This window comes from Legionella shakespearei DSM 23087 (genome assembly GCF_000373765.1).
GTDB lineage: Bacteria > Pseudomonadota > Gammaproteobacteria > Legionellales > Legionellaceae > Legionella > Legionella shakespearei.
In genome coordinates, this window is the sequence record NZ_KB892381.1 from 214,732 (window position 1) to 236,751 (window position 22,020).

Genomic DNA, 22,020 nt, shown 5'->3' on the forward strand with positions numbered 1-22,020 from the left:
TTACAAAGGAAAACCTTGATTACGCTGGCGCTGCATCAAGGCTACACTATTTAAAAATGCTTTGCAGCTATTAAGCAAAATCTTCCAACTCTTCCCTTAATCTTTTTTCTTCAAACAAATCTTCAATCTTACGGCGACGTTCTAACTTGGTAGAGGGACTGGCCTCTGGTATTACCGTTGGTGCATCATTTATTTCTTCTATATCATTGTCAAAGTCATCATAACCACGAGTACTCATAGCCGTCTCCTTAGCTAACCCGTTAACTCCATTTAGGGGCTGTTGATATACAGCGAAATGTCAACAGTATGATACGAATATTTTACCCGTTTAAAATAACAGAATTTGGGGTTGAGGAATAGTGGAATTTTTTGAGCAGGTGGGACATTTAATTAAATGTAGCTCGTATTAGCACGCAGCAAATTCTCACGTCGTCCTGAGCGCGTCTTTTTGCGCGAAGGATCTCCAAATACTGGCACCATGCCGCTTTCGGGAGATCCTTCGCGCAAAAAGACGCGCTCAGGACGACGTGGATCGGGTAATAGCAAAGGTGTGTAGAGTCAGCTGTAAGCAGCCGGGCTACGTTTAATTTCAAAGCGTTGCTTGTGGCCCAGATTTCGGTTCCTCTGGTACTTCTGTTTTGGCAGCATTAATCTCACGCTGTTTCGCCATAGCAGCTCTGACTACAGCCGTATCTCCAGGAGCATTTTCTGGCTGTTTATCAGCTTTTCTGTCAGCAGCTAACTGCGATGCTTTTCCATGTAATTTCTGATATGTCTCCGCGTGTTCTTTAAAGAGTTCATCAGGTTTCATTTCTTTACCATTTACCTTGATAATTATTTTATCTGGATCAAACCCTTGATTGATACATGCTTCATAAGCTTGTCTGCCTCGCTCCATACCAAGCTCGCCTTTAAAATTCACATTCATGGTAATGGTGTCATAGCCAGATGCTTTAACTGCCATAGCGATTTGTGACATATCAGCCAGTGGCTTTTGTCGGGGATCCTGATAATAAAGCGGATCAATTCTGGGCATTTCTATACTAAAGGTGCCTGGAGGGTTTTGTACTATTGTCTTACCCGTCAAGGTTTTAAAGTGAGGCAGGTCTGATATTTTTATCCCGGTAATCCTGGTCTTGTCTTCATCAAAATTGACGTCTACACCTGTTCGGTGCTCGGGATTTTCTATCCCTTTCTTTTTCCTCATTTCCTCAGCAATTGCTTCAATTTGTTTACGATTTGTATCATCGAGTCGAGCAAGATGTGCGATAAAGGCAATTTGTTTGTTCTCTTCTGCCGAAGAGCCATGTAATTTGCTTAATGCGTCTGAAGTTGACTTATCAAACTCCTGAAGTTGCTTCTTGTGAGATTCAGAAAGATCCTTCATTAAGGCATTTTTTACTAACTCAACCGATTTTTTTGCTTCAGCATCTTCAGGATTTCCAGGAATATCCAGAGTCGTCATCAAATGTCCGATAAAATCCTTGTTTTTAAATTGCTCTTCCAGGGATTCTTTTTCATGAGTTTGCTGAGTGACAATAGCCGCTCGTGCCTCATCTCTATTCTCTTGCATGGTAGTGATTAATGCTTGTGCTGAAAAAGTTCCTGGCACTTTTTTTACCAGCTCTTTAAATGTGGCTGCTGATTCCGCGTACTCCGCTTTTGCTTTTTGGTATTCCGGAGTTGTCTCCAAGGCTTGCGCTATGCCTGCTCGAACTGCTTTAGCTGCATCATCATTCGCATTAAACTTTTTAAAAAGAGAAGCACCACCGGGACCTTTAGTATTTTCAAAACCATGGTAATCGCTAATTCGTGCAGCATCCAGTGCGTTGAATGCACCAGAACCAAAAGAAACGTTATCTCCTAATCCTATTGCCTCTCTGTATTCGGCCTCCAGTGCTTTTTGCTTTTCAGGTGAGATTGAGTTAAGCAAGGCTTGTGATCTCAGGTATTTACCGATTAGAGGGATATCGTTATAGAAAGGCATATCGTTCACCACATGGAAATGAGTTAAATAAAGTATAACATCTTTTGGTTAAGATAAAATTATGATTTTTCAGGGTTGATTATCAAGAAAGTGCAAAGAAAGCACTAAGGTATTCCAGTAGTATCGCAATTGTAGCCCGTATTAGGCGTCAGCCGTAATACGGGATCGGAGTAGCAAAGAGGTCATTTCCCGTATTACGGCTGATGCCTAATACGGGCTACAAATCGCTTACCAGGCAGGGATAGCCGCATCACCAAACAATTCTTTGGCTTTGGCTTTTACTTCTTCAGAGTTCAAGGCTTTAACAAGTAACTCAAGTTGCGGCCGTTTCTGGGTGTCTTTACGAATTACTATAATATTGGCATAGGGGGAATCTTTCCCTTCCGTAAACAGAGCATCTTTTAAAGGGCTTAAGCCTGCGGGCAGGGCAAAAGTTGTGTTGATGACCGCTGCGTCAACATCGGGTAAAGCACGGGGTAACTGAGCTGCGTCCATTTCCTTGAATTTTAAGTTTTTAGGATTACTTTCCAAAGTAGGCATGCCTGTATTGGTAGCATCCTTTAAAGTGATGAGCTTGGATTCTTCCAGAAGCAGGAAGGCGCGCATTTCATTGCTGGGATCATTGGGTACAGCGATCACACCATTTTCTGGCAGGTCTTCCAGCGATTTATATTTTTTAGAATAAATTCCCATGGGATAAACGAAAGTTCTTCCTATGGCCTGTAAATTATAACCATGGGTAAGGATAGCGGCTTTCAGATAAGGCAAATGCTGATAGACGTTAGCGTCCAGACTTCCATCTTGCAAGGCTTCATTGGGCAGATTGTAATCGTTAAACTCTACAATCTTGATGGTTAAGCCGTACTCTTCTTCAGCGACTTGTTTCGCTGTTTCTATAAGTTCCGTCTCGGGGCCTGCGATGGTTCCTATAACCAGAGTGTTAGGTGATGGTTTGCTGCTGCAGGCCACCAGACTAAGTATTAAAAGCAGATAACTGAGGATTCGCATTAAGGGCTCCAATTATGGGACTGTTTTTTGTTTTTGCCAAACTGGCAAATGACAACAGGCCTAGTTATGTACAAAACGCTTTGCTAAATAATCACCACTCATTTGCATGAGCTGAACTAAAACAATTAACACTACAACGGTTGCTATCATAATTCCAGCGTTAAATCGTTGATAACCATAGTTTATTGCTAAAGTTCCCAGACCGCCAGCCCCCACAGTACCCGCCATGGCCGAGTAATTGACCAGAGTGATTGCTGTTACTGTGATTGCGTGAATGATGCCTGGCTTTGCTTCAGGCAAGATAATGTGACGGATAATTTGCCTGGTACTGGCACCCATTGCATATCCTGTTTCTATCAGGCCGGAAGGTAAAGACTGAAACACGTTATCAACGAGTCGCGCGAAAAATGGGGTTGCACCCAGAGTCAAAGGTACTATGGCGGCATTCATGCCTATGGACGTGCCTACTATGAGTCGGGTTAGGGGAATAATCGCCACTAATAAAATAATAAAGGGGATGGAGCGGAAAATATTAATCAATGCCGACAAGGCTTTGTGAAGCTTGGGATTGGGTTTAATGCGTTTGGACGAATAGAGTAAAATGCCCAAAGGCAAGCCAAGCAGCACTGCAAAAAAAGTACTGATAAACACCATATAGAGTGTTTCGCCAGTTGCGTTAAGTAAATCATATACCATCGGGAAGGACATATCCTAAAATCTCCACTGTTAAATTGGCTTGTTTGCAGCGTTCCACAAAGGCATCCAGTAATAAAGGGTTGGCGGTTAACTCTATGACTACTACACCACAGGTCACTGAGTCAAAACGATCAATATTGGCCAATAGAATGTTAATGTCGACGTTTAATTCACGGCTAGTCTGGCTGATAAAGGGAACTGTTGCTTCTTCACCCTGAAAGAACAGGCGTAATAAAGGCTTATTCGTTGCATAGTCAGCAAGCCTGCTGGTAAGGCACGGAGGTAATTCCGGGCTTAATTTGGCGTAGAGCATGGAACGCGCCAGACTGTCTTCTTTGTTAAATACATTCGACAGGGCCGTTGTTTCTGCCATAGTACCATCCACCATCACAGACAAACGTTTACAGATTTTTTTTACTACGTCCATTTCATGGGTGATAATGACTATTGTTATCCCGTATAGAAGATTAATCTTTTTTAACAAAGCCAGGATGGCATCAGTAGTTTCCGGATCAAGTGCGGATGTTGCTTCATCGCAGAGTAATATTTTGGGAGAACAGCTCAATGCACGGGCTATGGCGACTCTTTGTTTCTGGCCGCCGCTCAGTTGTGATGGATAGGCATGTCTTTTGTCTTCAAGTTCTACAACGGGAAGCAGTTCGTCAATTTTTTGTTTGATGGACTCTTCATCTATGCCCTGGATTCGCATGGGCAGGGCAATATTGTCGTAGACATTTTTTGAGTTTAATAAATTAAAATGCTGGAAAATCATGGCAATTTTATGGCGTGCTATTGCAAGTTCTTTTCTGGATAACTCGGTCAGATACTGGCCATCAATAACGACATCACCCTGTTCAGGGCGTTCTAATAAATTGATGCAGCGCAAAAGGGTAGATTTTCCCGCACCACTTTTTCCTATAATGCCGAAAATCTCACCTTCCTGAATAAACAAATTAACATCTTTCAGGACGGCCTTACCCGCAAAGGATTTATGTAATCCACACAGTTCTATCATTATGTAATAACCTGATTATGGCTGCGGAAGGCTTAAGGGGATAGGAGACACTGCCCGCTTTAGCCGTATTTTCAAAAAAGATAACTCTTTTGAGCGTCCGCAAGCTGAGTTTTCAAATCGACGCTTAGAATCTAGTATACACAAAATAATGCGCTTCACAAAGAGAAATGTGTTTTTTATAGGCATGTTTATTGATGAACCAGTTTGAGATGTGGCAGGGAGTGTAGCTCGGTTGCTTGCAACCGGGATCGAAGTGGCCATGAGCATATAGTCCGGAGCAAGAAACCCCTTGACCCAAGCCTGTCTTTTAGGGAAACCTGCATCCATGCGGTCGATGTGCGCATCCCTGCGCACAACGCCCTAAAAGACAGGCTTGGGTCAAGGGGTTTCCGAGAGATTGTGCCGGTGGCAGGGAGTGTAAAACTGAATCTTGGCACGGTCCGTAGCCCGGTCTGCTTGCAGCCGGGATGGTGCTACTTCGATCCCGGCTGCAAGCAGGCCGGGCTACGGGACTGTGCCATTCCCGAAAGCACGTCGTCCTGAGCGCGTCTTTTGGCGCGAAGGATCTCCCGAAAGCGGCATGGTGCTACATATGGAAAATTAACTTCTTAACTCTTCCCTGTTTTTAAAATAATCCAATGCGGAAGGGTTGGCTAGTGATTGTAAATTGTTTACTGTCTGCCCATGCACTACTTGCCGTACGGCAATTTCGACAATTTTGCCGCTGATTGTTCTTGGAATGTCATTTACCTGCAGAATTTTGGCTGGCACATGTCTTGGGGAGGCGTTCTGGCGAATGGTATGTTTTATGGTGTTAATTAATGCTTCATCGAGTACTTTTCCTTCACGCAATTTAACGAACAATACAATGCGCACATCGTCTTGCCAATCCTGACCTATTACTATGCTATCAATTACGGCATCAACTTTTTCAACCTGCCTGTATATTTCCGCAGTGCCTATGCGTACTCCACCAGGATTTAATACGGCATCAGAACGGCCGTAAATAACCAAACCATGATGGGCTGTTATTTCAGCAAAATCGCCATGGGCCCAGATCCCGGAAAAGCGTTCAAAATAAGCATGAGTATACGCGGTTCGCTCTTTATCATTCCAAAAACCTACTGGCATGGAAGGAAAGGGGCTGGTACATACCAGTTCACCACGCTCTTGCCGAACGGAAACGCCTTCTTCATTAAATACATCAACGTCCATTCCCAAACCAATGCATTGTAATTCACCCCTATAAACAGGCAGAATCGGATTCCCCAGGGCAAAACAGGATATAATATCAGTACCTCCTGAAATAGAACTGAGTTGTATGTCTTTTTTGATTTGTTCGTACACAAAGTCATAATTTTTCGGCAGCAAAGGCGATCCGGTTGACAGAATGCAGCGCAGATGTGAACAATTAAATTGTTCTTTCGGTGTTACGCCAGCTTTTTCAATAGAAGAAATAAATTTGGCACTTGTTCCAAATACAGTCACTTTTTCTTCGTCAATCAATCTGAATAATCGGTCAGACTCAGGATAGGTAGGGGAGCCTTCATATAAAGTCAAGGTAGCTCCAAGAGCTAAAGCTGAAACGGTCCAGTTCCACATCATCCAGCCGCAGGTGGTGTAAAAACATAAATTGTCTTCAGCGCTCAAATCAGTATGTAATCCTAATTCCTTCAGGTGTTGGATGAGCGTGCCGCCTGCGCCATGAATAATACATTTAGGTTTACCCGTAGTACCTGAAGAAAATAAAATATATAAAGGATGATCAAAGGGAAGGGACACAAAATCACAATCACTGGCTTCTTTTATAAAGTCATTCCAATACAGGGCGTTCTTTAAACGTGATGTGTCTATCTGTACATTGATATTGGGGCAAATGACTACTTGTTCCAATGACGGAATGGCCGTACTTAATTGAGCAATTTTTTCAGCACCGCTGTGTTTTTTGCCTTGATACTGATGGCCATCACAGATGAACAATACTTTAGGTTCAACCTGTCCCAACCTGTCTATTGCTGCCTGTGCACCAAAATCAGGGGAGCAGGAGGACCAGGTTGCTCCCAAGGATGCAGTTGCCAGCATGGCAATAATGGTCAATGGCGTATTGGGCATTAAAGCAGCAACCCGGTCACCAACGGTTATACCAATTGCCTTAAGTCCAGCAGCACATTGTGCTACTTCGTTGTATAACTGCGCATAGCTTAGAACCGATTTGTTATTGTCTTCAGCGATACTGACTAAAGCAGGATGAGCATCACGGCGATTTAATAATTTTTGAGCGAAATTGAAGCGGGCACCATTAAACCAGCGAGCGTTTAACATATCATCATAATCATTGAGAATTTGCTGTGGAGGTGTATCAAAAGTTAAACCGAAAAAATCACATAAGCTTTGCCAGAATGATTCGGGATGCCTGACGGACCAGGTATGCAAATCTTCATAGTGTTTAAAATCCTGGCCATTCTTTTCTGCGGCAAAAATCATAAATTGCCACATTCTGGTTTGTTTGGGCTGTTTTGGTGTCCACACTATGTCATTCATGAATCATTCTCTTTAAGTACAGGGATTTGCCAATAATGCATTGGCAACTTTTGATTGGTTCTTTTTACCTAAGACTTTACAAATCATGTCACCGGCCGCAACAATTTTGAAAATATCAACTCCGGTCTCAATACCTAAGCCGTGCATCAGATAAAGCACGTCTTCTGTAGCCACATTACCACTGGCTCCGCGCGCATAAGGGCAGCCGCCCAGGCCTGCAACCGAGCTGTCAAAGCGATGTACGCCGTAGTCCAGTGAGGCATAAATATTGGCTATGGCTTGTCCATAAGTGTCGTGAAAGTGCATGGCTAACTGATTGAGTGATAATAAGCCCAAAGCTTTGTCCAACAGTAAACGGGTTTGTCTGGGGGTGCCTACACCAATAGTATCTCCCAGGGAAATTTCATCCACGCCAAGATCCAGCAGTTTTTGAATGACATCAGCAACCAGTTGGGGCTTGATTTCACCCTGATAAGGACAACCTAAAACACAGGAAATATAGCCTCTTACTTTAATGCCATTATCTTTGGCAAGAGCCATTACTGGCTTGAAGCGCTCTATACTTTCGTCAATGGTACAATTAATATTGCGCTGATTGAATTGTTCGCTGGCGGCGGTAAATACGGCAATTTCTTTAACCCCAACTTCCAGTGCCTTTATCATTCCCCGTTCATTAGGCACCAGGGCTGAATAAGATACTGAAGGGGTTTTCACAATGGAATTAAATACCTGTTCGTTATCTGCCAGTTGTGGTATCGCTTTAGCAGAAACAAAACTGGTTGCTTCTATATGCTTCAATCCGGATTGGCTGAGCAAATTAATTAATTCAATTTTAGCTTCAGTGGACACAAAAGATGACTCATTTTGCAGACCATCGCGGGGGCCTACTTCTATTAGTGTCACATGTTTTGGATAGTCCATAATTATCTCATTTAAGAATCAGTTTCGCTGAGTGAAAGCAATTCTGCACCTTCACTTACCTGTGACCCTACGGAATAAAAAATATCCGACAACACGCCATCCATTGGTGCATGTATGGTGTGTTCCATTTTCATCGCTTCCAGTACGATCAGGCGTTCACCTGCCTTAACCTGTTCTCCTATGTTTTTCAGAACAGCGACTACTGTCGCGGGCATAGGGGCGGTTAATTGGCCTTTATGAGAAGCTGCTTGCGAATTTTGTTTATTCCAGCTAAATCGTTCTATGCTTACTGAACCCTGTTCAGTGAATAAAACAAGCTCTTGTTCTTTGTCATCTACCCAGGCGCGGCAATTGTATTCTTCTGATGTAAGCCTTAGCGTTCCATTCGTCAGATGGGCACTGATAAGCTGTTCTTTATTTAATTTTAGTAACTGCTCGTTACCGTGTAAAGAATCAGGGGATGAGGCTAACTGCAGTTTAAACTGATTTTTATTTACAGGCGTTATCTTGAGTTCAATGGTTTGCTCCTCATGCAGATAGCGCCATATCCAATGAGTTGGCACATGCATTTGCCAGGCAAAAGTTTCTTGTAATAAGGGATCTGTAATGCTGTTGACCACAGCCAGATAATCAAAGCTTGCAGCCATAATGAGAGCCGCGGTTTTATCCGGACTTTCCAGTTGAATGTGTTCTTTAGTCAAAAAATCCGTACTAAGATGGGCTTGCCTGAATTCAGGATGTTTGCAAATAGCCTGTAAAAACGGAATATTGGTTTTTACTCCGCCAATAAAGTAATGCGACAGAGCCTGCTCCAGACGCTGTAATGCTTCTTCTCTGTTTTCACCCCAGGCAATGAGTTTCGCTATCATTGGGTCATAATACATAGTGATTTGTGAAGAGAGGGTCACTCCGGTATCAATACGAAGTCCGTCACCACTAGGTTCTTGCAGAAAGTTCAAGTGGCCAATGGATGGAATAAAGCCATTGCGCGGGTCTTCGGCATAAATACGGCATTCTATCGCATGCCCCCAGGCTTGAATTTCCTCCTGTGACAAAGGAAGTGGCTCGTTAGCTGCAATTTTTAATTGCCATGCGACCAGATCAAGTCCTGTAATCATTTCAGTGACCGGATGCTCTACCTGTAAGCGGGTATTCATTTCCATGAAATAGAAATGCTCGGCTCCATCTACTAAAAATTCAACAGTACCTGCCCCCCTGTAATTAATGGAGCGAGCTACTTCACAAGCCGCTTCAGCCAGGCGTTGTCGTATCTCAGGAGATAAATCAGGTGCCGGTGCTTCTTCAATTATTTTCTGATGCCGGCGTTGAATAGAGCAATCCCTTTCAAAGAGATGAACTACGTTGCCATGATTGTCTGCCATAATTTGTAATTCAACATGGCGTGGGTTGAGTACCAGTTTTTCTATGATCATCGTGTCATCAGCAAAGCTGGCTATGGATTCTCTTTTGGCACCTGCTAACGCATCACTAAACTCAGACTCGTTGTGAACAGCGCGCATTCCTTTTCCGCCACCCCCATTCGCGGCTTTTATTAAAACGGGAAAACCTATTTTTTTTGCCTCATCAAGCAGCCTTGCTTCGGACTGATCGCTGCCGTGATATCCCGGAGTCAATGGGACCTTGGTTTTTTCCAGCATTTGCTTGGCTAATTGTTTTGAAGCCATAGCATCCATTGCTTCGATAGAGGGACCTATGAACACAATACCTGCCTCTTCACAGGCTTTGGCAAATTTGGGGTTTTCAGATAAAAAGCCATATCCTGGATGAATGGCTTGAGCACCACTTTCCCGGGCAGCCTTAATAATATGGTCAATATTCAAATAACTGTCTTTAGCAGCCGCCTCTCCTACATAAAAAGCGCTGTCAGCCAGTTGCACGTGCAGGCTGTCTTTATCCACAGAAGAATAAATAGCGACTGAGTGTATGCCCATGGAACGTGCTGTTTTAATGATTCTGCAGGCAATTTCGCCGCGGTTGGCAATAAGAATTTTATTAAACATGCAAGCCTCTAGTTCCAGTTAGGAGTTTCTTTATTTAAAAATGCCTTAAGGCCTTTTTGTCCTTCAGCAGAGATTCTCTTATGTGCTATAAGTGACGCAGTGTGATACACCAGTTCTTCATTAATTGTCTTATCTGCAACATAACGAGCGAGCGCTTTAGACTGTATTACAGCTTCGGGCGCATTATTCGCGATTTGTTGGGCATAATTGATTGTAAAATCCAGCAGGCTGTCTTCAGGCACACAATGTTGCACCAGATTCATAGACATGGCTCGCGGAGCATCAAATACTTCACCACTCATAAACAGCATCTGAGCGATTCGTTCGCCTATGGCCTTAACTACATAGGGGCTTATCACGGCCGGGATCAAGCCTAGTTTTGCCTCCGAAAAACAAAAGCGGGCTGAGCTGGTTGCTATGGCAATGTCACATGCTGCAGCAAGACCTGCGCCACCACCAAAGGCTGCGCCATGTATCATGGCAATAGTAGGTTTTGGGCTTTGGTGTAAATGAAACATCAGATTGCCCAGCACCATGGTGTCTTTAAGATTTTCTTCTTCACTAAAATCAGCCATGCGTTGCATCCAGGCCAAATCTGCACCGGCACAAAAATGCTTGCCATTAGCTTTCAGGACAATGACCCGTACTTGGGGATTTTCAATAGCTGATTGCAGCTGGTTGTCCATTTCAGTCAGGAGATGATTGTCAAACGCATTGTTTTTACTTACTCTGTTGATGGTAAGAAAGCATACTTTGTCCTGAATTTCACTTAATAAATCACTCATCGCTTTGGCCTCTTGTTACATGCGGAACACGCCGAAACGTGTTGCTTCAATAGGTGCGTTTAATGCAGCAGATAATCCCAGCCCCAGAATTCTGCGTGTGTCCTGAGGTGCTATTACTCCATCATCCCACAAGCGGGCGCTGGCATAGTAAGGATTACCCTGAGTTTCGTATTGAGAACGCATTTGTTCTTTAAACAGGGTTTCTTCTTGCTCGGACCATTCTATTCCCTGTTTGCTGTATTTTTCTCTGTTCACCTGGGCCAATACATTCGCAGCCTGTTCTCCTCCCATAACTGAAATACGGGAGTTAGGCCAGGTCCAGATGAAGCGCGCATTGTAGGCGCGTCCACACATGGCATAATTTCCTGCACCAAAACTGCCGCCAACAATGACGGTAAATTTGGGGACATTGGCATTGGCTACTGCAGTGACCATTTTAGCCCCATGCTTGGCAATTCCAGAGGCCTCATACTTGGAACCCACCATAAAGCCGGTGATGTTCTGCAGGAATATCAAGGGAATTTTACGCTGACAGCAGAGTTCAATAAAATGGCTGGCTTTTAAAGCACTTTCACTGAATAAAATACCATTATTGGCAATGATGCCAACGGGATAACCATATAAATGAGCAAAGCCGCAGACTAATGTGGTGCCAAACAATGCTTTGAATTCATCGAATTCTGAGCCATCAACAAGGCGAGCAATGATTTCACGAATATCGAAGGGCTTTCTGGGATCAACGGGTACTATTCCATTCAGTTCCTGAACATCATAAAGAGGCTCAACAGTCTCAATGCGTTTGATGGTTTCAATTTTTTTGCGGTTGAGATTGCTGACTGCTGTTCGTGCCAGATGCAAGGCATGGGCATCACTGTCTGCATAGTGATCCGAAACACCAGAATGACGGCAATGAACTTCTGCCCCACCCAGTTCTTCAGCTGAAATGACTTCTCCGGTAGCTGCTTTAACCAGAGGAGGGCCGCCTAGAAAAATAGTGGCCTGATTTTTTACCATAATGGATTCATCAGCCATAGCCGGAACATAAGCACCTCCAGCCGTGCAGGAGCCCATGACTACTGCTATTTGCGGTATGTTCTGAGCTGACATTTGCGCCTGATTATAGAAAATACGCCCGAAATGATCCTTGTCGGGGAATACTTCGTCTTGCAAAGGTAAAAATGCACCGCCAGAATCAACCAGATAAATACAGGGCAAATGGTTTGCCAGGGCAATTTCCTGTGCTCTGATGTGCTTTTTAACCGTTAATGGATAGTAAGTGCCGCCTTTTACAGTAGCGTCATTGACCACAATGACGCATTCAGTACCGGCAACTCGTCCTATACCGGCTATTATTCCTGCAGCAGGGAGTACATCATCATATACGTTCCATGCAGCCAGTTGTGAGAGTTCCAGAAATGGGCTGCCTGGGTCGAGTAATTGTTGCAAACGCTCGCGAGGGAGTAATTTGCCATGTTGCAAATGTCGGGCGCGTGCTTTTTCATCGCCGCCGAGTGCGATTTGGTTTACTCGAGTCTGGAGTTCATCCACCAGTGTCTGCATTGCTGCCTGGTTGTCTTTAAATTCCTGGCTGGCAGTATTGATTTGGCTGCTTAATCGGGTCATGACTGTGCATCCTTATCGAATCAAAATGTCGCTTAAAACAATAACAGTCCATATTACCCAGGTAGTAGCGATAAAATGGGGCATTTCACGGCCTTTAATGGCTCTGTAAATTAATGCAGGAATTGCCGTAATGATTATTGGGATGATCATAAGTACCAATACTTTTCTAATCACCAGTCCCCAACCTGTAGGGCTGAATATAGGAGTCATTTTGACACTGACGTAAGTAAAAAACATATCGATATAAACAATGAGCAAATGGGCGTATTTCGAGAAAACTACTACAAGTATACTAAGCAGCAGATAAATGAGAATTTGTCGTAACATGTATATCCTTTATTATTATTTTTCTTTGTATTTCCTATTCCTGCCTTTACTCCCAAGGGGCTGCCATTAAGTTAATTCCGCCGTCCCGCGGCTTGTCCGCGGGATCCAGAGATCTCACTCTGAGCTTAGATCCCTGGATCCCGCGGACAAGCCGCGGGACGGCGGAGTATCGCTTAACTTAATGTCTGCGTCCCGGGAGGGGACAGGTGAGCTTTTCTTATTTTATATTAATTTGCATCGATCTGCCATCGTGTATGGGATAAGGTGCATGGTTTTGTGGTAGCCCGGTTGCTTGCAACCGGGAAAAGAACGTGGGATCCCGGTTGCAAGCAACCGGGCTACATTTCATAGCAATTATAATAGTTCTATAGCCATCGCTGTAGCTTCACCGCCACCTATGCATAAAGACGCAATACCGCGCTTTTTGCCCTGATGCTTTAATGCATTCATTAAAGTAACCAGAATACGTGCACCTGAGGCACCAATAGGATGGCCCAGTGCACAGGCACCGCCAAAAATATTGACTTGTTCAGGATTCAGTTCAAGCTGATGAATGGCAGCCATAGCAACTACGGCAAAGGCTTCGTTAATTTCATAAAGATCAACATCACCCTGGTTCCATGATGCTTTATTCATTACTTTACGAATTGCATCAACTGGTGCTGTGGTAAACCATTGTGGCGCCTGTGCATGGCTTGCATGTGCAACAATACGTGCTAAAGGCGTAACTCCACGCTTCTCGGCATTGGCAGCACTCATTAAAATCAGACTGGCTGCGCCATCGGAAATAGAGCTGGAGTTTGCAGCAGTTACTGTACCATCAGCCTGGAAAGCAGGTTTTAATTGCGCTATTTTGCTCAATTTACCTGCATCAGGGCCTTCATCAGTATCTACAGTGACATCCCCTTTGCGAGTGCTTAAAGTAACCGGAACAATTTCATCCTTAAAGGCATCGCTTTCAATAGCTTTCAATGCTTTGGTCATTGATTGAATGGCGTATTCATCTTGTTGTTCACGGCTGAACTGGAAATGTTTGGCAGTTGCTTCAGCAAAACATCCCATGAGTTGTCCTCTGTCATAGGCATCTTCAAGGCCATCAAGGAACATATGATCTTTTAATTCTCCGTGGCCTAATCGGTAACCTGAGCGTGCCTTGGTGAGCAGGTAGGGTGCATTACTCATGCTTTCCATACCACTGGCCAGTATTACATTGGCAGAGCCGGCAAGAATCAGGTCGTGAGCGAGCATTGCTGCTTTCATACCTGATCCGCACATTTTATTAATTGTTGTTGCACCAGCAGAGTTGGGAATTCCTGCTTTAATAGCCGCTTGTCTTCCGGGTGCTTGTCCAATACCTGCCTGCAACACACAACCGGTAATGACTTCATCTATTTCTGCTGCAGCGATGCCTGATTGAGCCAGGGCTGCTGTATGAGCTATTGCGCCTAATTCGGGAGCTGACAATGCGGACAGACTGCCCAGCATTCCACCCATAGGTGTACGTTTTGCTGCAACAATAACTACATCATTATGTTCCATGTCTTTAGTTCCTTATGCTGTTTCGTTAAAAAGTTCACGTCCTATCAGCATTCTTCTGATTTCAGAAGTGCCGGCCCCAATTTCATACAACTTTGCATCTCTTAATAAACGTCCGGCAGGGAATTCATTGATGTAGCCATTACCCCCCAGAATTTGTATTGTTTGCAGTGCCATTTGTGTCGCTTTTTCAGCAGCATATAAAATGACTCCTGCTGCATCTTTACGGCTTACCATGCCCAGGTCACAGGCTTTGGCGACTGAGTACAGGTACGCCCTGCAGGCACTTAACTCAGTATACATGTCAGCCAGTTTGCCCTGGATGAATTGAAATTCACCTATAGGCTGGTTGAACTGCTTGCGTTCATGCACGTAAGGGAGCACTACATCCATGCAGGATTGCATTATTCCCACTGGACCTGCTGCCAGAATAGTGCGCTCATAATCAAGGCCGCTCATTAATACTTTGACGCCCTTGTTCATTTCGCCCAGTACGTTTTCTGCCGGAACTACACATTCTTCAAAGACTAATTCACAGGTATTGGAACCGCGCATTCCCAGTTTATCCAGTTTTTGCGCTGTCTTGAATCCGGGCATTCCTTTTTCAATCAGAAAAGCAGTGATGCCTTTACTGCCTGCCTGTTTATCGGTTTTGGCATAAACTACCAGTACATCAGCATCAGGGCCATTGGTGATCCACATTTTTGTACCGTTGAGGATAAATGTATCACCAGAGGCGCGTGCATGAAGTTGCATACTGACAACATCAGAGCCTGAGTTAGGTTCACTCATGGCCAAAGCGCCAATGAATTCCCCGCTAATCAGTTTAGGCAAATATTTTTGTTTTTGCGTACTGTTTCCGTTTAAATAGATTTGGTTGACGCATAAATTGGAATGGGCGCCATAACTCAGGCCCACAGAAGCCGAGGCTCTGGAAATTTCTTCCATTGCTATGGCATGGGCGAGATAACCCATATTGGCTCCGCCATATTCTTCACTGACGGTAATGCCCAGCAATCCCATATCCCCAAGTTTTTGCCATAAATGGTTGGGGAAGGTATTACTTTCATCAATTTGTGCGGCTAATGGAGCGATTTCGGTACGGGCAAAATGACTGACGCTGTCTCTGAGCATGTCATAAGTTTCACCCAGTTGATAGTGTAAGCTGCTGTGCATGGATGACGTCCTGTTTTTTACAAAATTCCAAAGACTATACCCAAACACGTTAACCTTGTCTATTCACTGACACACATCTTGGCAAGCTATTTTTTTATTGATACTTTACCTCGTTTAAAAAATAACCTAACCTTAAGCCGAGCGTATAGGTTTTATCCGGAATTTGTTTTTCGCGATCTGTTTCCGGTTTTTTATACATAGGAGAGTTGCTCATGCGTAAATTAGTACTGTGGGGACATAATGCCGATGAATATCGGGAAATGTTTGATTTGTCTCCAGATGAGATGAATTCCCGAATTTTAGAATATGGCTGCGGTCCTAGCGCAGTTAATGCCCAGCAAGCCAGCCGTAAACATCAGGTAGTCAGTTGTGATCCTTTATTCGTACTGGACAAAGACACGTTATCATCCAAAGCGGTGATGATTTTTTCTGGTATGGTTGACGAGGTGACGAGTGAACAGGCGCGTTTTGATTTCAGCCGCAGCGGCAGTCTTAAGCACCTGATCGCTGAGCGCCAGGAAGGTATGAAGCAGTTTTTTGCCGATTACGAACAGGGTAAAAAAGAAGAACGATATCTTGGTATCACTGATTATCATTTACCTTTTGCTGATTTTACTTTTGATTTTGCCTTAAGTTCCCATTATTTGTTCGCCGATTTGGATGATCAGACAGTAGAATTCCATTTGACAGTCATTCGTGAATTGGCCAGGGTTGCCAAAGAAGTGCGTATTTTTCCTTTAATTGACAGGGAAGGAAATACCTCGGAATTTTTAGGTCCGGTACTACTTGGTTTGCAACAGGACAATTATGGTGTTGAAGTAAGGGAAGTTGACTTTCATCTCCATAAAACCGGTAATGCAATGCTGAGAGTCTGGGCGCAACAGTGTGTTGTTTAGGGGTATTTATGTATTCATTAGTGCGCCCTTTACTTTTCGGACTTGAAGCAGAACAGGCCCATCATTTGAGTTTATCCCTGTTGAATTATGTTCCTCAGTTGTGTTTTAAAAAGCCGGTAACTAAAGAAATTAAAGCTATGGGCTTAACCTTTCCTCATGCTGTTGGCCTTGCCGCAGGGCTGGATAAAAACGGTGAGTACCTTGATGGTCTGGCCAAAATGGGTTTTTCCTTCATCGAGTTAGGCACCGTCACGCCTAGGTCTCAAGTGGGAAATCCTCAGCCCCGATTATTTCGTCTGCCAAAAGCTGAGGCCATTATTAACAGGATGGGGTTTAATAACCATGGGGTCGATGCCTTAGTCAATAATGTGCGCAATTCGGCCTACAAAGGGATCCTCGGTATTAACATTGGCAAAAATAAAGATACCGCTCTGGATAATGCAGCAGAAGACTACCTTTATTGTTTACGTAAGGTATATCAACATGCTTCTTACGTTACTATCAATATTTCATCCCCTAATACTCCTGATTTGCGCAAATTGCAGCAGGGCGATTATTTCGCAGATTTGCTGTCAAAGCTGCAGCAGGAACAGAAAACACTGCAAGACCAGTTTCAACGCCATGTTCCTTTAGTAGTAAAAGTGTCTCCAGATGAAACTGATGAACAGCTGAAGCAAATGACAGAAGCGATTCTTGCTCATGGCATAGAAGGAATTATTGCTACCAATACTACCTGCTCACGGGATTTGGTCAGTCATTTGCCTCATGGAGAAGAGCAGGGCGGTTTAAGTGGCAAACCCTTGCTGGGACAATCGACTCGTTGTTTACGGTTATTAAAACAATACATCGGCGATGAGGTGACTTTGATCGGCGTAGGGGGTATTGATGATTGTGCCAGTGCCCAGGAAAAGATTAATGCGGGTGCTTCATTGGTACAGGTGTACAGTGGTTTGATTTACAAGGGACCGGGATTGGTTCATCAACTGGCAACAGGTTTGATGAGTAGCGGTGGAAGTAATTAATGCTGATTACCAAAGCATTGGCAGCGCGAATGGAAGCCTGTATCAAACAGACCCATATTGAAGTCACCAGACAGTACTCCCATGGAACCTTATTGGAAATCAATGGGGGCGCTGCCTGCTTTTCAGGCTTTGATTCCTTTTTGTCGCAGGTTGTAGGCTGGGGCTTTGCAACTAAAGCAAAAGAAATGAAAGCAGAAATTGAGCGTATAGAACATTTTTATCACTCCCTAAACCACAAGCGCGTCGATATTGAATTATGCCCTTATACAGGTCAGCAATTGGGGGCTTTTTTAAGTCAACGCGGTTATAAAATCAGTGAATTAAATAACATTTCAGCTTTGGATGTGACGAAATGGCAATGGATTGAACTGGATGAAGAGCAGTTCACTATTCAAAAAATCTCTCCAGATGAATTTACAGAGTGGTCAAAACGAATCGCCAAGGGCTTTGGCTACCCTGAAGCTCAGGAACAATTTTTTCATTACATCAATGCGCGGGGGAGTTCTGCATTTGCTGTTTATGACAACGGACAGATAGTCGCGGGCGCAACTATCGCCATGCATGGTTCTGTCTGTGATTTGGGAGTGACCAGTACTTTGCCTCTGTACAGGGGGAAAGGATTACAAAAAAAACTGATTGCAGCGCGCCTGAATTTTGCCAGTCAAAATAATATGGAAATCGCTACCGTGACGACAGAGCCAGGCTCTGTTTCTGATTTGAATGTACAAAAAGCGGGATTTCGCAGTGCTTACACGCGTATCAAAATGACTTTGGAACAGTAATTTATGCACTATTCCGCCGTACCGCGGCTTGTCCGCGGTATCCAGGAATCTAAGTTCGAGGAGAGATCTCTGGATACCGCGGACAAGCCGCGGTACGGCGGAGTACTATGACGACAGAGCCGGATTTTGTCTTCGATTTGAATGTGCAAAAAGCAGGGTTTCGCAGTGCTTATACGCGTATCAAAATGATTTTGGAACAGTAATTTATGCACTATTCCGCCGTACCGCGGCTTGTCCGCGGTATCCAGGAATCTAGAGATCTCTGGATACCGCGGACAAGCCGCGGTACGGCGGAATACTAAGACGACAGAGCCGCGACCGTAAGGAAGCGGAACAGTTCGATGCACTCCATTGTTGCTTATTCATTAGGTGTACATCCAAAATTTCCGCTCCCTTACGGTCGCGGCTCGGTTTTCTTTAGGTAATAAGAGCATAAGGAAACAGAAGAGGTAGTGCTGATAAATAAATCATTTTCGTGGGGATACTTCAGGTCACGAAGCCTTTGCACCATGCCAAGGCTTCGAGACAGCGCTACGCGCTTCCTCAGCCCGAACGGCATCGAAGTAACGACTGGATAAATCAATCTTCTTATTCCGAACTCACGTTAATTCAAGTACTAATTCCTCCGTCTCTCGGCTTGTCCGCGGTATCCAGCGATATCACTCCGAGTTTAGATCCTGCGGACAAGCCCCAAGACGGCAATCCTCTCCCAAATCTACGTCGTCCTGAGCGCGTCTTTTTGCGCGAAGGATCTCCATGTACTGGCACCGTGCCGATTTCGGGAGATCCTTCGCGCAAAAAGACGCGCTCAGGACGACGTGGATCTTGGGGGCGACATCGAATCATTGCATAAAGAATAATTGAATAAAAGGGTAAAACTTGGCACTTTATGTGAATAAGAGTTACAATCAGAGCCATTTGCTTACTTGAGAGCTGCGATAATTAATGAAAAACCATACCATGGTTAAAACCAGTGTTTTATACAAACGCTTGTTTACTTATGTGAAACCCTTCTGGCCTATACTGCTGTTAGGAATTTTTGCCAACATCTGTTATTCGGCTATAGATGCCGGATTTACCTACATGACCAAAATTTTTATGGATAAAGGGTTTATCAATATTGATTTGGACTTTGTGAAAAAAATTCCTCTCATTGTTTTAATAGGTATTACCTTGAGAGGCTTAATCAGTTCACTAGGCAGTTACTGCATGACCTGGGTTGCCCGCTCCGTAGTAAAAGTGCTAAGGCAAAGGGTATTCGCGCATATCATTCGTCTTCCCGCTGATTTTTATGATGAAGCAACTTCCGGACAAATGCTGTCAAAAATTCTTTATGATGTAGAGCAGGTGGCTCAGGTGAGTGCTGATGCTTTAACTGATTTTGTCCAGAACGTCTGCCTGGTTATCGGGCTTTTAACCGTGATGATGGTTATTTGCTGGCAATTGTCGCTGATGTTTTTATTAACCGTCCCTTTTGTTGGCATTATAGTAAACTACACCAATAAACGGGTCAGACGCATCAGCCATAAAGTACAGATGACTATGGGTGAAGTTACTGAAATCGCAAGTGAGGCGATTGAAGGTTATAAAGTAGTACGCATTTTTGGTGGTGAACGCTACGAAACAGGTAAATTTAATCAGGCAACCGAGAATTCACGCCACAATGATATGAAGGTAGCAGTGAGCAAAGCACTGAATGTTTCTGGTGTACAATTTGTCATTGCCCTGGGTATTGCGATGATTATTTTCGCTGCTATTCAGTTATCCACGGTCATTACGGTCAGCGCAGGCTCTTTTCTGGCAATCATTGCTGCCATGCTGCAATTAATTAAGCCTATGAAAACATTAACTACTTTGAATGCTACCATTCAGAGAGGGCTTGCCGGGGCTGAAAGTGTCTTTAATCTTCTTGATATGCCTATAGAGAACGATTCCGGTATGGTGCTGGAACAAAAAGCGAAAGGTAAAATTGAATTTAACCATGTTTCTTATGGATACAGACAGAGTGCCCATGTTCTGCATGATGTCAGTTTTACCATAGAAGCGGGAACCTCCGTTGCTCTGGTCGGACATTCCGGGAGTGGTAAAACCACCATTGCCAGCTTATTACCGCGTTTTTATGATGTATCGCAGGGAGCCATTTCCCTGGATGGCGTTTCAATCAATGAAATAAATTTATCAAGCCTGCGCCAGCAATTGGCTCTGGTGAGTCAAAACGTGACCTTGTTTAATGATACTTTGGCAAATAATATTGCTTATGGTACTTCTCATTTTACCCGTGAACAGATTGTTCATGCTGCAAAACTGGCATACGCCGATGAGTTCATTTCCTTATTACCCAATGGTTATGACACACGCGTGGGTGAAAACGGTATTTTACTGTCGGGAGGACAAAGGCAGCGCATCGCCATTGCCCGCGCCATTTTGAAAGACGCTCCCATACTCATTCTTGATGAAGCCACTTCAGCACTGGATTCCGAGTCGGAGCGATACATTCAGGCTGCTTTGGAACAGGTGATGAAAAATAGAACCACACTGGTGATTGCCCATCGCTTATCCACTATAAAAAATGCGGATAAAATTGTGGTCATGCAACAGGGGCGTATTGTTGAAGAGGGTTCGCATCTGGAATTGCTGCATTTAAATGGCCATTACGCTCAGTTATATAAAGTGCAACAATCCGGCATGATTCTAGAGGAAGCAATTGCTTAATGTCCTTTGTCATTGATAAATTATGGTATGGCAAGCATCCATTACAATGGACTCTGCTGCCATTTTCCTGGTGTTACAGTGCTGTGGTGCGAACCAGACGATGGTATTTGCAACGCTATTGCCAATCGCATTATGAGGTGCCCATTATTGTTGTGGGCAATATAACCGTAGGTGGGGTAGGGAAGACGCCTCTGGTGATTGAAATTGCTAAAAAAGCACAACAAAAAGGTTTACGTGTGGGAATAGTCAGCCGGGGCTATGGTGCCAAAGTCCGCAATTTTCCTTATGAAGTGCAGCCAGATGATTCTACAGAACAGGTTGGCGATGAACCTTTATTAATCGCACATAAAACGGGCTGCCCTGTCGTCATTGCTCCCCAACGAACTCAGGCCATTCAATTTCTTCTGGAAAAGCATTCTCCGCAGATTATTATCAGTGATGATGGTTTACAGCATTATAAAATGGGACGTGCCGTAGAAATAGCTGTAATTGATGGTACCAGAGGCTTGGGCAATGGTTTTTGCTTGCCTGCAGGACCCTTGAGAGAGCCTGATGCACGCTTAAAGCAGGTTGATTTTCTTGTGGTTAATGAAGGCAGCTGGATAAATGCTTTTGAGATGAATTTAAAGCCTGGTAAACCGGTTCAACAGCTTTCACGAGAAGAAGCAGAGCCTGATTTATTGCAGGGCGACATTGCTGCTGTAGCAGCCATTGGAAATCCACAACGTTTTTATTCCACTTTGAGTCAATTAGGGATAGAATTCACGCCATATTCTTATCCTGATCACTACCAGTTTCAATCCGGAGATTTTGATTATTCAGAATCCCTTATTATTATGACGGAAAAGGATGCCGTAAAATGCCGTTCTTTTATGAATGAAAAAATGTATTATTTACCTGTAGAAGCCAGGTTGAACGATGCGTTTTGGGACGCATTATGGTCACATAAACATTTACAAGGTTATTGCTGAT

18 protein-coding genes are annotated in these 22,020 nt (G+C 44.0%); 5 read left to right on the forward strand and 13 right to left on the reverse strand.

Annotated elements, in window-relative coordinates; genetic code table 11:
• Positions 1 to 70: 70 nt before the first annotated feature.
• The 13 genes from B094_RS17410 to B094_RS0100970 form a co-directional block, all read right to left on the reverse strand.
• Positions 71 to 238: a PA3496 family putative envelope integrity protein gene (locus B094_RS17410; protein ID WP_018575904.1), complete on the reverse strand. Its 168-nt coding sequence runs from the start codon at positions 236 to 238 to the stop codon at positions 71 to 73.
• Between the two features lie 351 nt (positions 239 to 589).
• The gene (locus B094_RS0100915; protein WP_018575905.1) at positions 590 to 1,987 is read right to left on the reverse strand and encodes a hypothetical protein; all 1,398 of its coding nucleotides are present in this window, start codon (positions 1,985 to 1,987) and stop codon (positions 590 to 592) included.
• Positions 1,988 to 2,215: 228 nt separating this feature from the next.
• Positions 2,216 to 2,995: a MetQ/NlpA family ABC transporter substrate-binding protein gene (locus B094_RS0100920; RefSeq protein ID WP_018575906.1), complete on the reverse strand. Its 780-nt coding sequence runs from the start codon at positions 2,993 to 2,995 to the stop codon at positions 2,216 to 2,218.
• Between the two features lie 60 nt (positions 2,996 to 3,055).
• A complete protein-coding gene (locus tag B094_RS0100925) occupies positions 3,056 to 3,703 on the reverse strand; it encodes a methionine ABC transporter permease (protein ID WP_026253809.1) in 648 nt (215 codons plus the stop codon).
• A complete protein-coding gene (locus tag B094_RS0100930) occupies positions 3,681 to 4,706 on the reverse strand; it encodes a methionine ABC transporter ATP-binding protein (protein WP_018575908.1) in 1,026 nt (341 codons plus the stop codon). The genes B094_RS0100925 and B094_RS0100930 overlap by 23 nt, the downstream gene beginning before the upstream one ends.
• A 600-nt stretch (positions 4,707 to 5,306) precedes the next feature.
• A complete protein-coding gene (locus B094_RS0100935) occupies positions 5,307 to 7,247 on the reverse strand; it encodes an acetoacetate--CoA ligase (protein ID WP_018575909.1) in 1,941 nt (646 codons plus the stop codon).
• 12 nt (positions 7,248 to 7,259) lie between these two features.
• Positions 7,260 to 8,168: a hydroxymethylglutaryl-CoA lyase gene (locus B094_RS0100940; RefSeq protein ID WP_018575910.1), complete on the reverse strand. Its 909-nt coding sequence runs from the start codon at positions 8,166 to 8,168 to the stop codon at positions 7,260 to 7,262.
• An 11-nt stretch (positions 8,169 to 8,179) separates the two neighbouring features.
• Positions 8,180 to 10,189: an acetyl-CoA carboxylase biotin carboxylase subunit gene (locus tag B094_RS0100945; protein WP_018575911.1), complete on the reverse strand. Its 2,010-nt coding sequence runs from the start codon at positions 10,187 to 10,189 to the stop codon at positions 8,180 to 8,182.
• An 8-nt stretch (positions 10,190 to 10,197) separates the two neighbouring features.
• Positions 10,198 to 10,974, reverse strand: coding sequence for an enoyl-CoA hydratase-related protein (locus B094_RS0100950; RefSeq protein WP_018575912.1), 777 nt, complete (start codon positions 10,972 to 10,974; stop codon positions 10,198 to 10,200).
• 15 nt (positions 10,975 to 10,989) lie between these two features.
• On the reverse strand, positions 10,990 to 12,597 hold the full coding sequence (locus B094_RS0100955; protein ID WP_018575913.1) for a carboxyl transferase domain-containing protein: 1,608 nt from the start codon (positions 12,595 to 12,597) through the stop codon (positions 10,990 to 10,992).
• 12 nt (positions 12,598 to 12,609) lie between these two features.
• Positions 12,610 to 12,924, reverse strand: a complete 315-nt coding sequence (locus B094_RS0100960) for a hypothetical protein (protein ID WP_018575914.1) — start codon at positions 12,922 to 12,924, stop codon at positions 12,610 to 12,612.
• Between the two features lie 354 nt (positions 12,925 to 13,278).
• Entirely contained in the window at positions 13,279 to 14,463 is a 1,185-nt protein-coding gene (locus tag B094_RS0100965) for a thiolase family protein (protein ID WP_018575915.1), read from the reverse strand.
• A gap of 12 nt (positions 14,464 to 14,475) precedes the next feature.
• Complete coding sequence (locus tag B094_RS0100970) at positions 14,476 to 15,636, reverse strand: isovaleryl-CoA dehydrogenase (protein WP_018575916.1); 1,161 nt, start codon at positions 15,634 to 15,636, stop codon at positions 14,476 to 14,478.
• A 212-nt stretch (positions 15,637 to 15,848) separates the two neighbouring features.
• On the opposite strand from B094_RS0100970, the gene B094_RS0100980 reads away from it, so the two are divergent.
• The 5 genes from B094_RS0100980 to lpxK all read left to right on the forward strand — a co-directional run bounded on the left by B094_RS0100980 (position 15,849) and on the right by lpxK (position 22,019).
• Positions 15,849 to 16,532 (forward strand): class I SAM-dependent methyltransferase, encoded by a 684-nt coding sequence (locus B094_RS0100980; protein WP_018575918.1) that lies wholly within the window; start codon positions 15,849 to 15,851, stop codon positions 16,530 to 16,532.
• An 8-nt stretch (positions 16,533 to 16,540) separates the two neighbouring features.
• Complete coding sequence (locus B094_RS0100985) at positions 16,541 to 17,554, forward strand: quinone-dependent dihydroorotate dehydrogenase (protein ID WP_018575919.1); 1,014 nt, start codon at positions 16,541 to 16,543, stop codon at positions 17,552 to 17,554.
• Positions 17,554 to 18,336, forward strand: a complete 783-nt coding sequence (locus B094_RS0100990; protein WP_018575920.1) for a GNAT family N-acetyltransferase — start codon at positions 17,554 to 17,556, stop codon at positions 18,334 to 18,336. Before B094_RS0100985 ends, B094_RS0100990 begins: the two co-directional genes overlap by 1 nt.
• 945 nt (positions 18,337 to 19,281) lie before the next feature.
• Positions 19,282 to 21,048 carry a lipid A export permease/ATP-binding protein MsbA gene (msbA, locus tag B094_RS0101000; protein ID WP_018575922.1) on the forward strand — a complete coding sequence of 589 codons (1,767 nt, stop codon included), beginning with the start codon at positions 19,282 to 19,284 and terminating at the stop codon, positions 21,046 to 21,048.
• Positions 21,048 to 22,019 (forward strand): tetraacyldisaccharide 4'-kinase, encoded by a 972-nt coding sequence (gene lpxK, locus B094_RS0101005; protein WP_018575923.1) that lies wholly within the window; start codon positions 21,048 to 21,050, stop codon positions 22,017 to 22,019. The genes msbA and lpxK overlap by 1 nt, the downstream gene beginning before the upstream one ends.
• Position 22,020 lies beyond the last annotated feature (1 nt).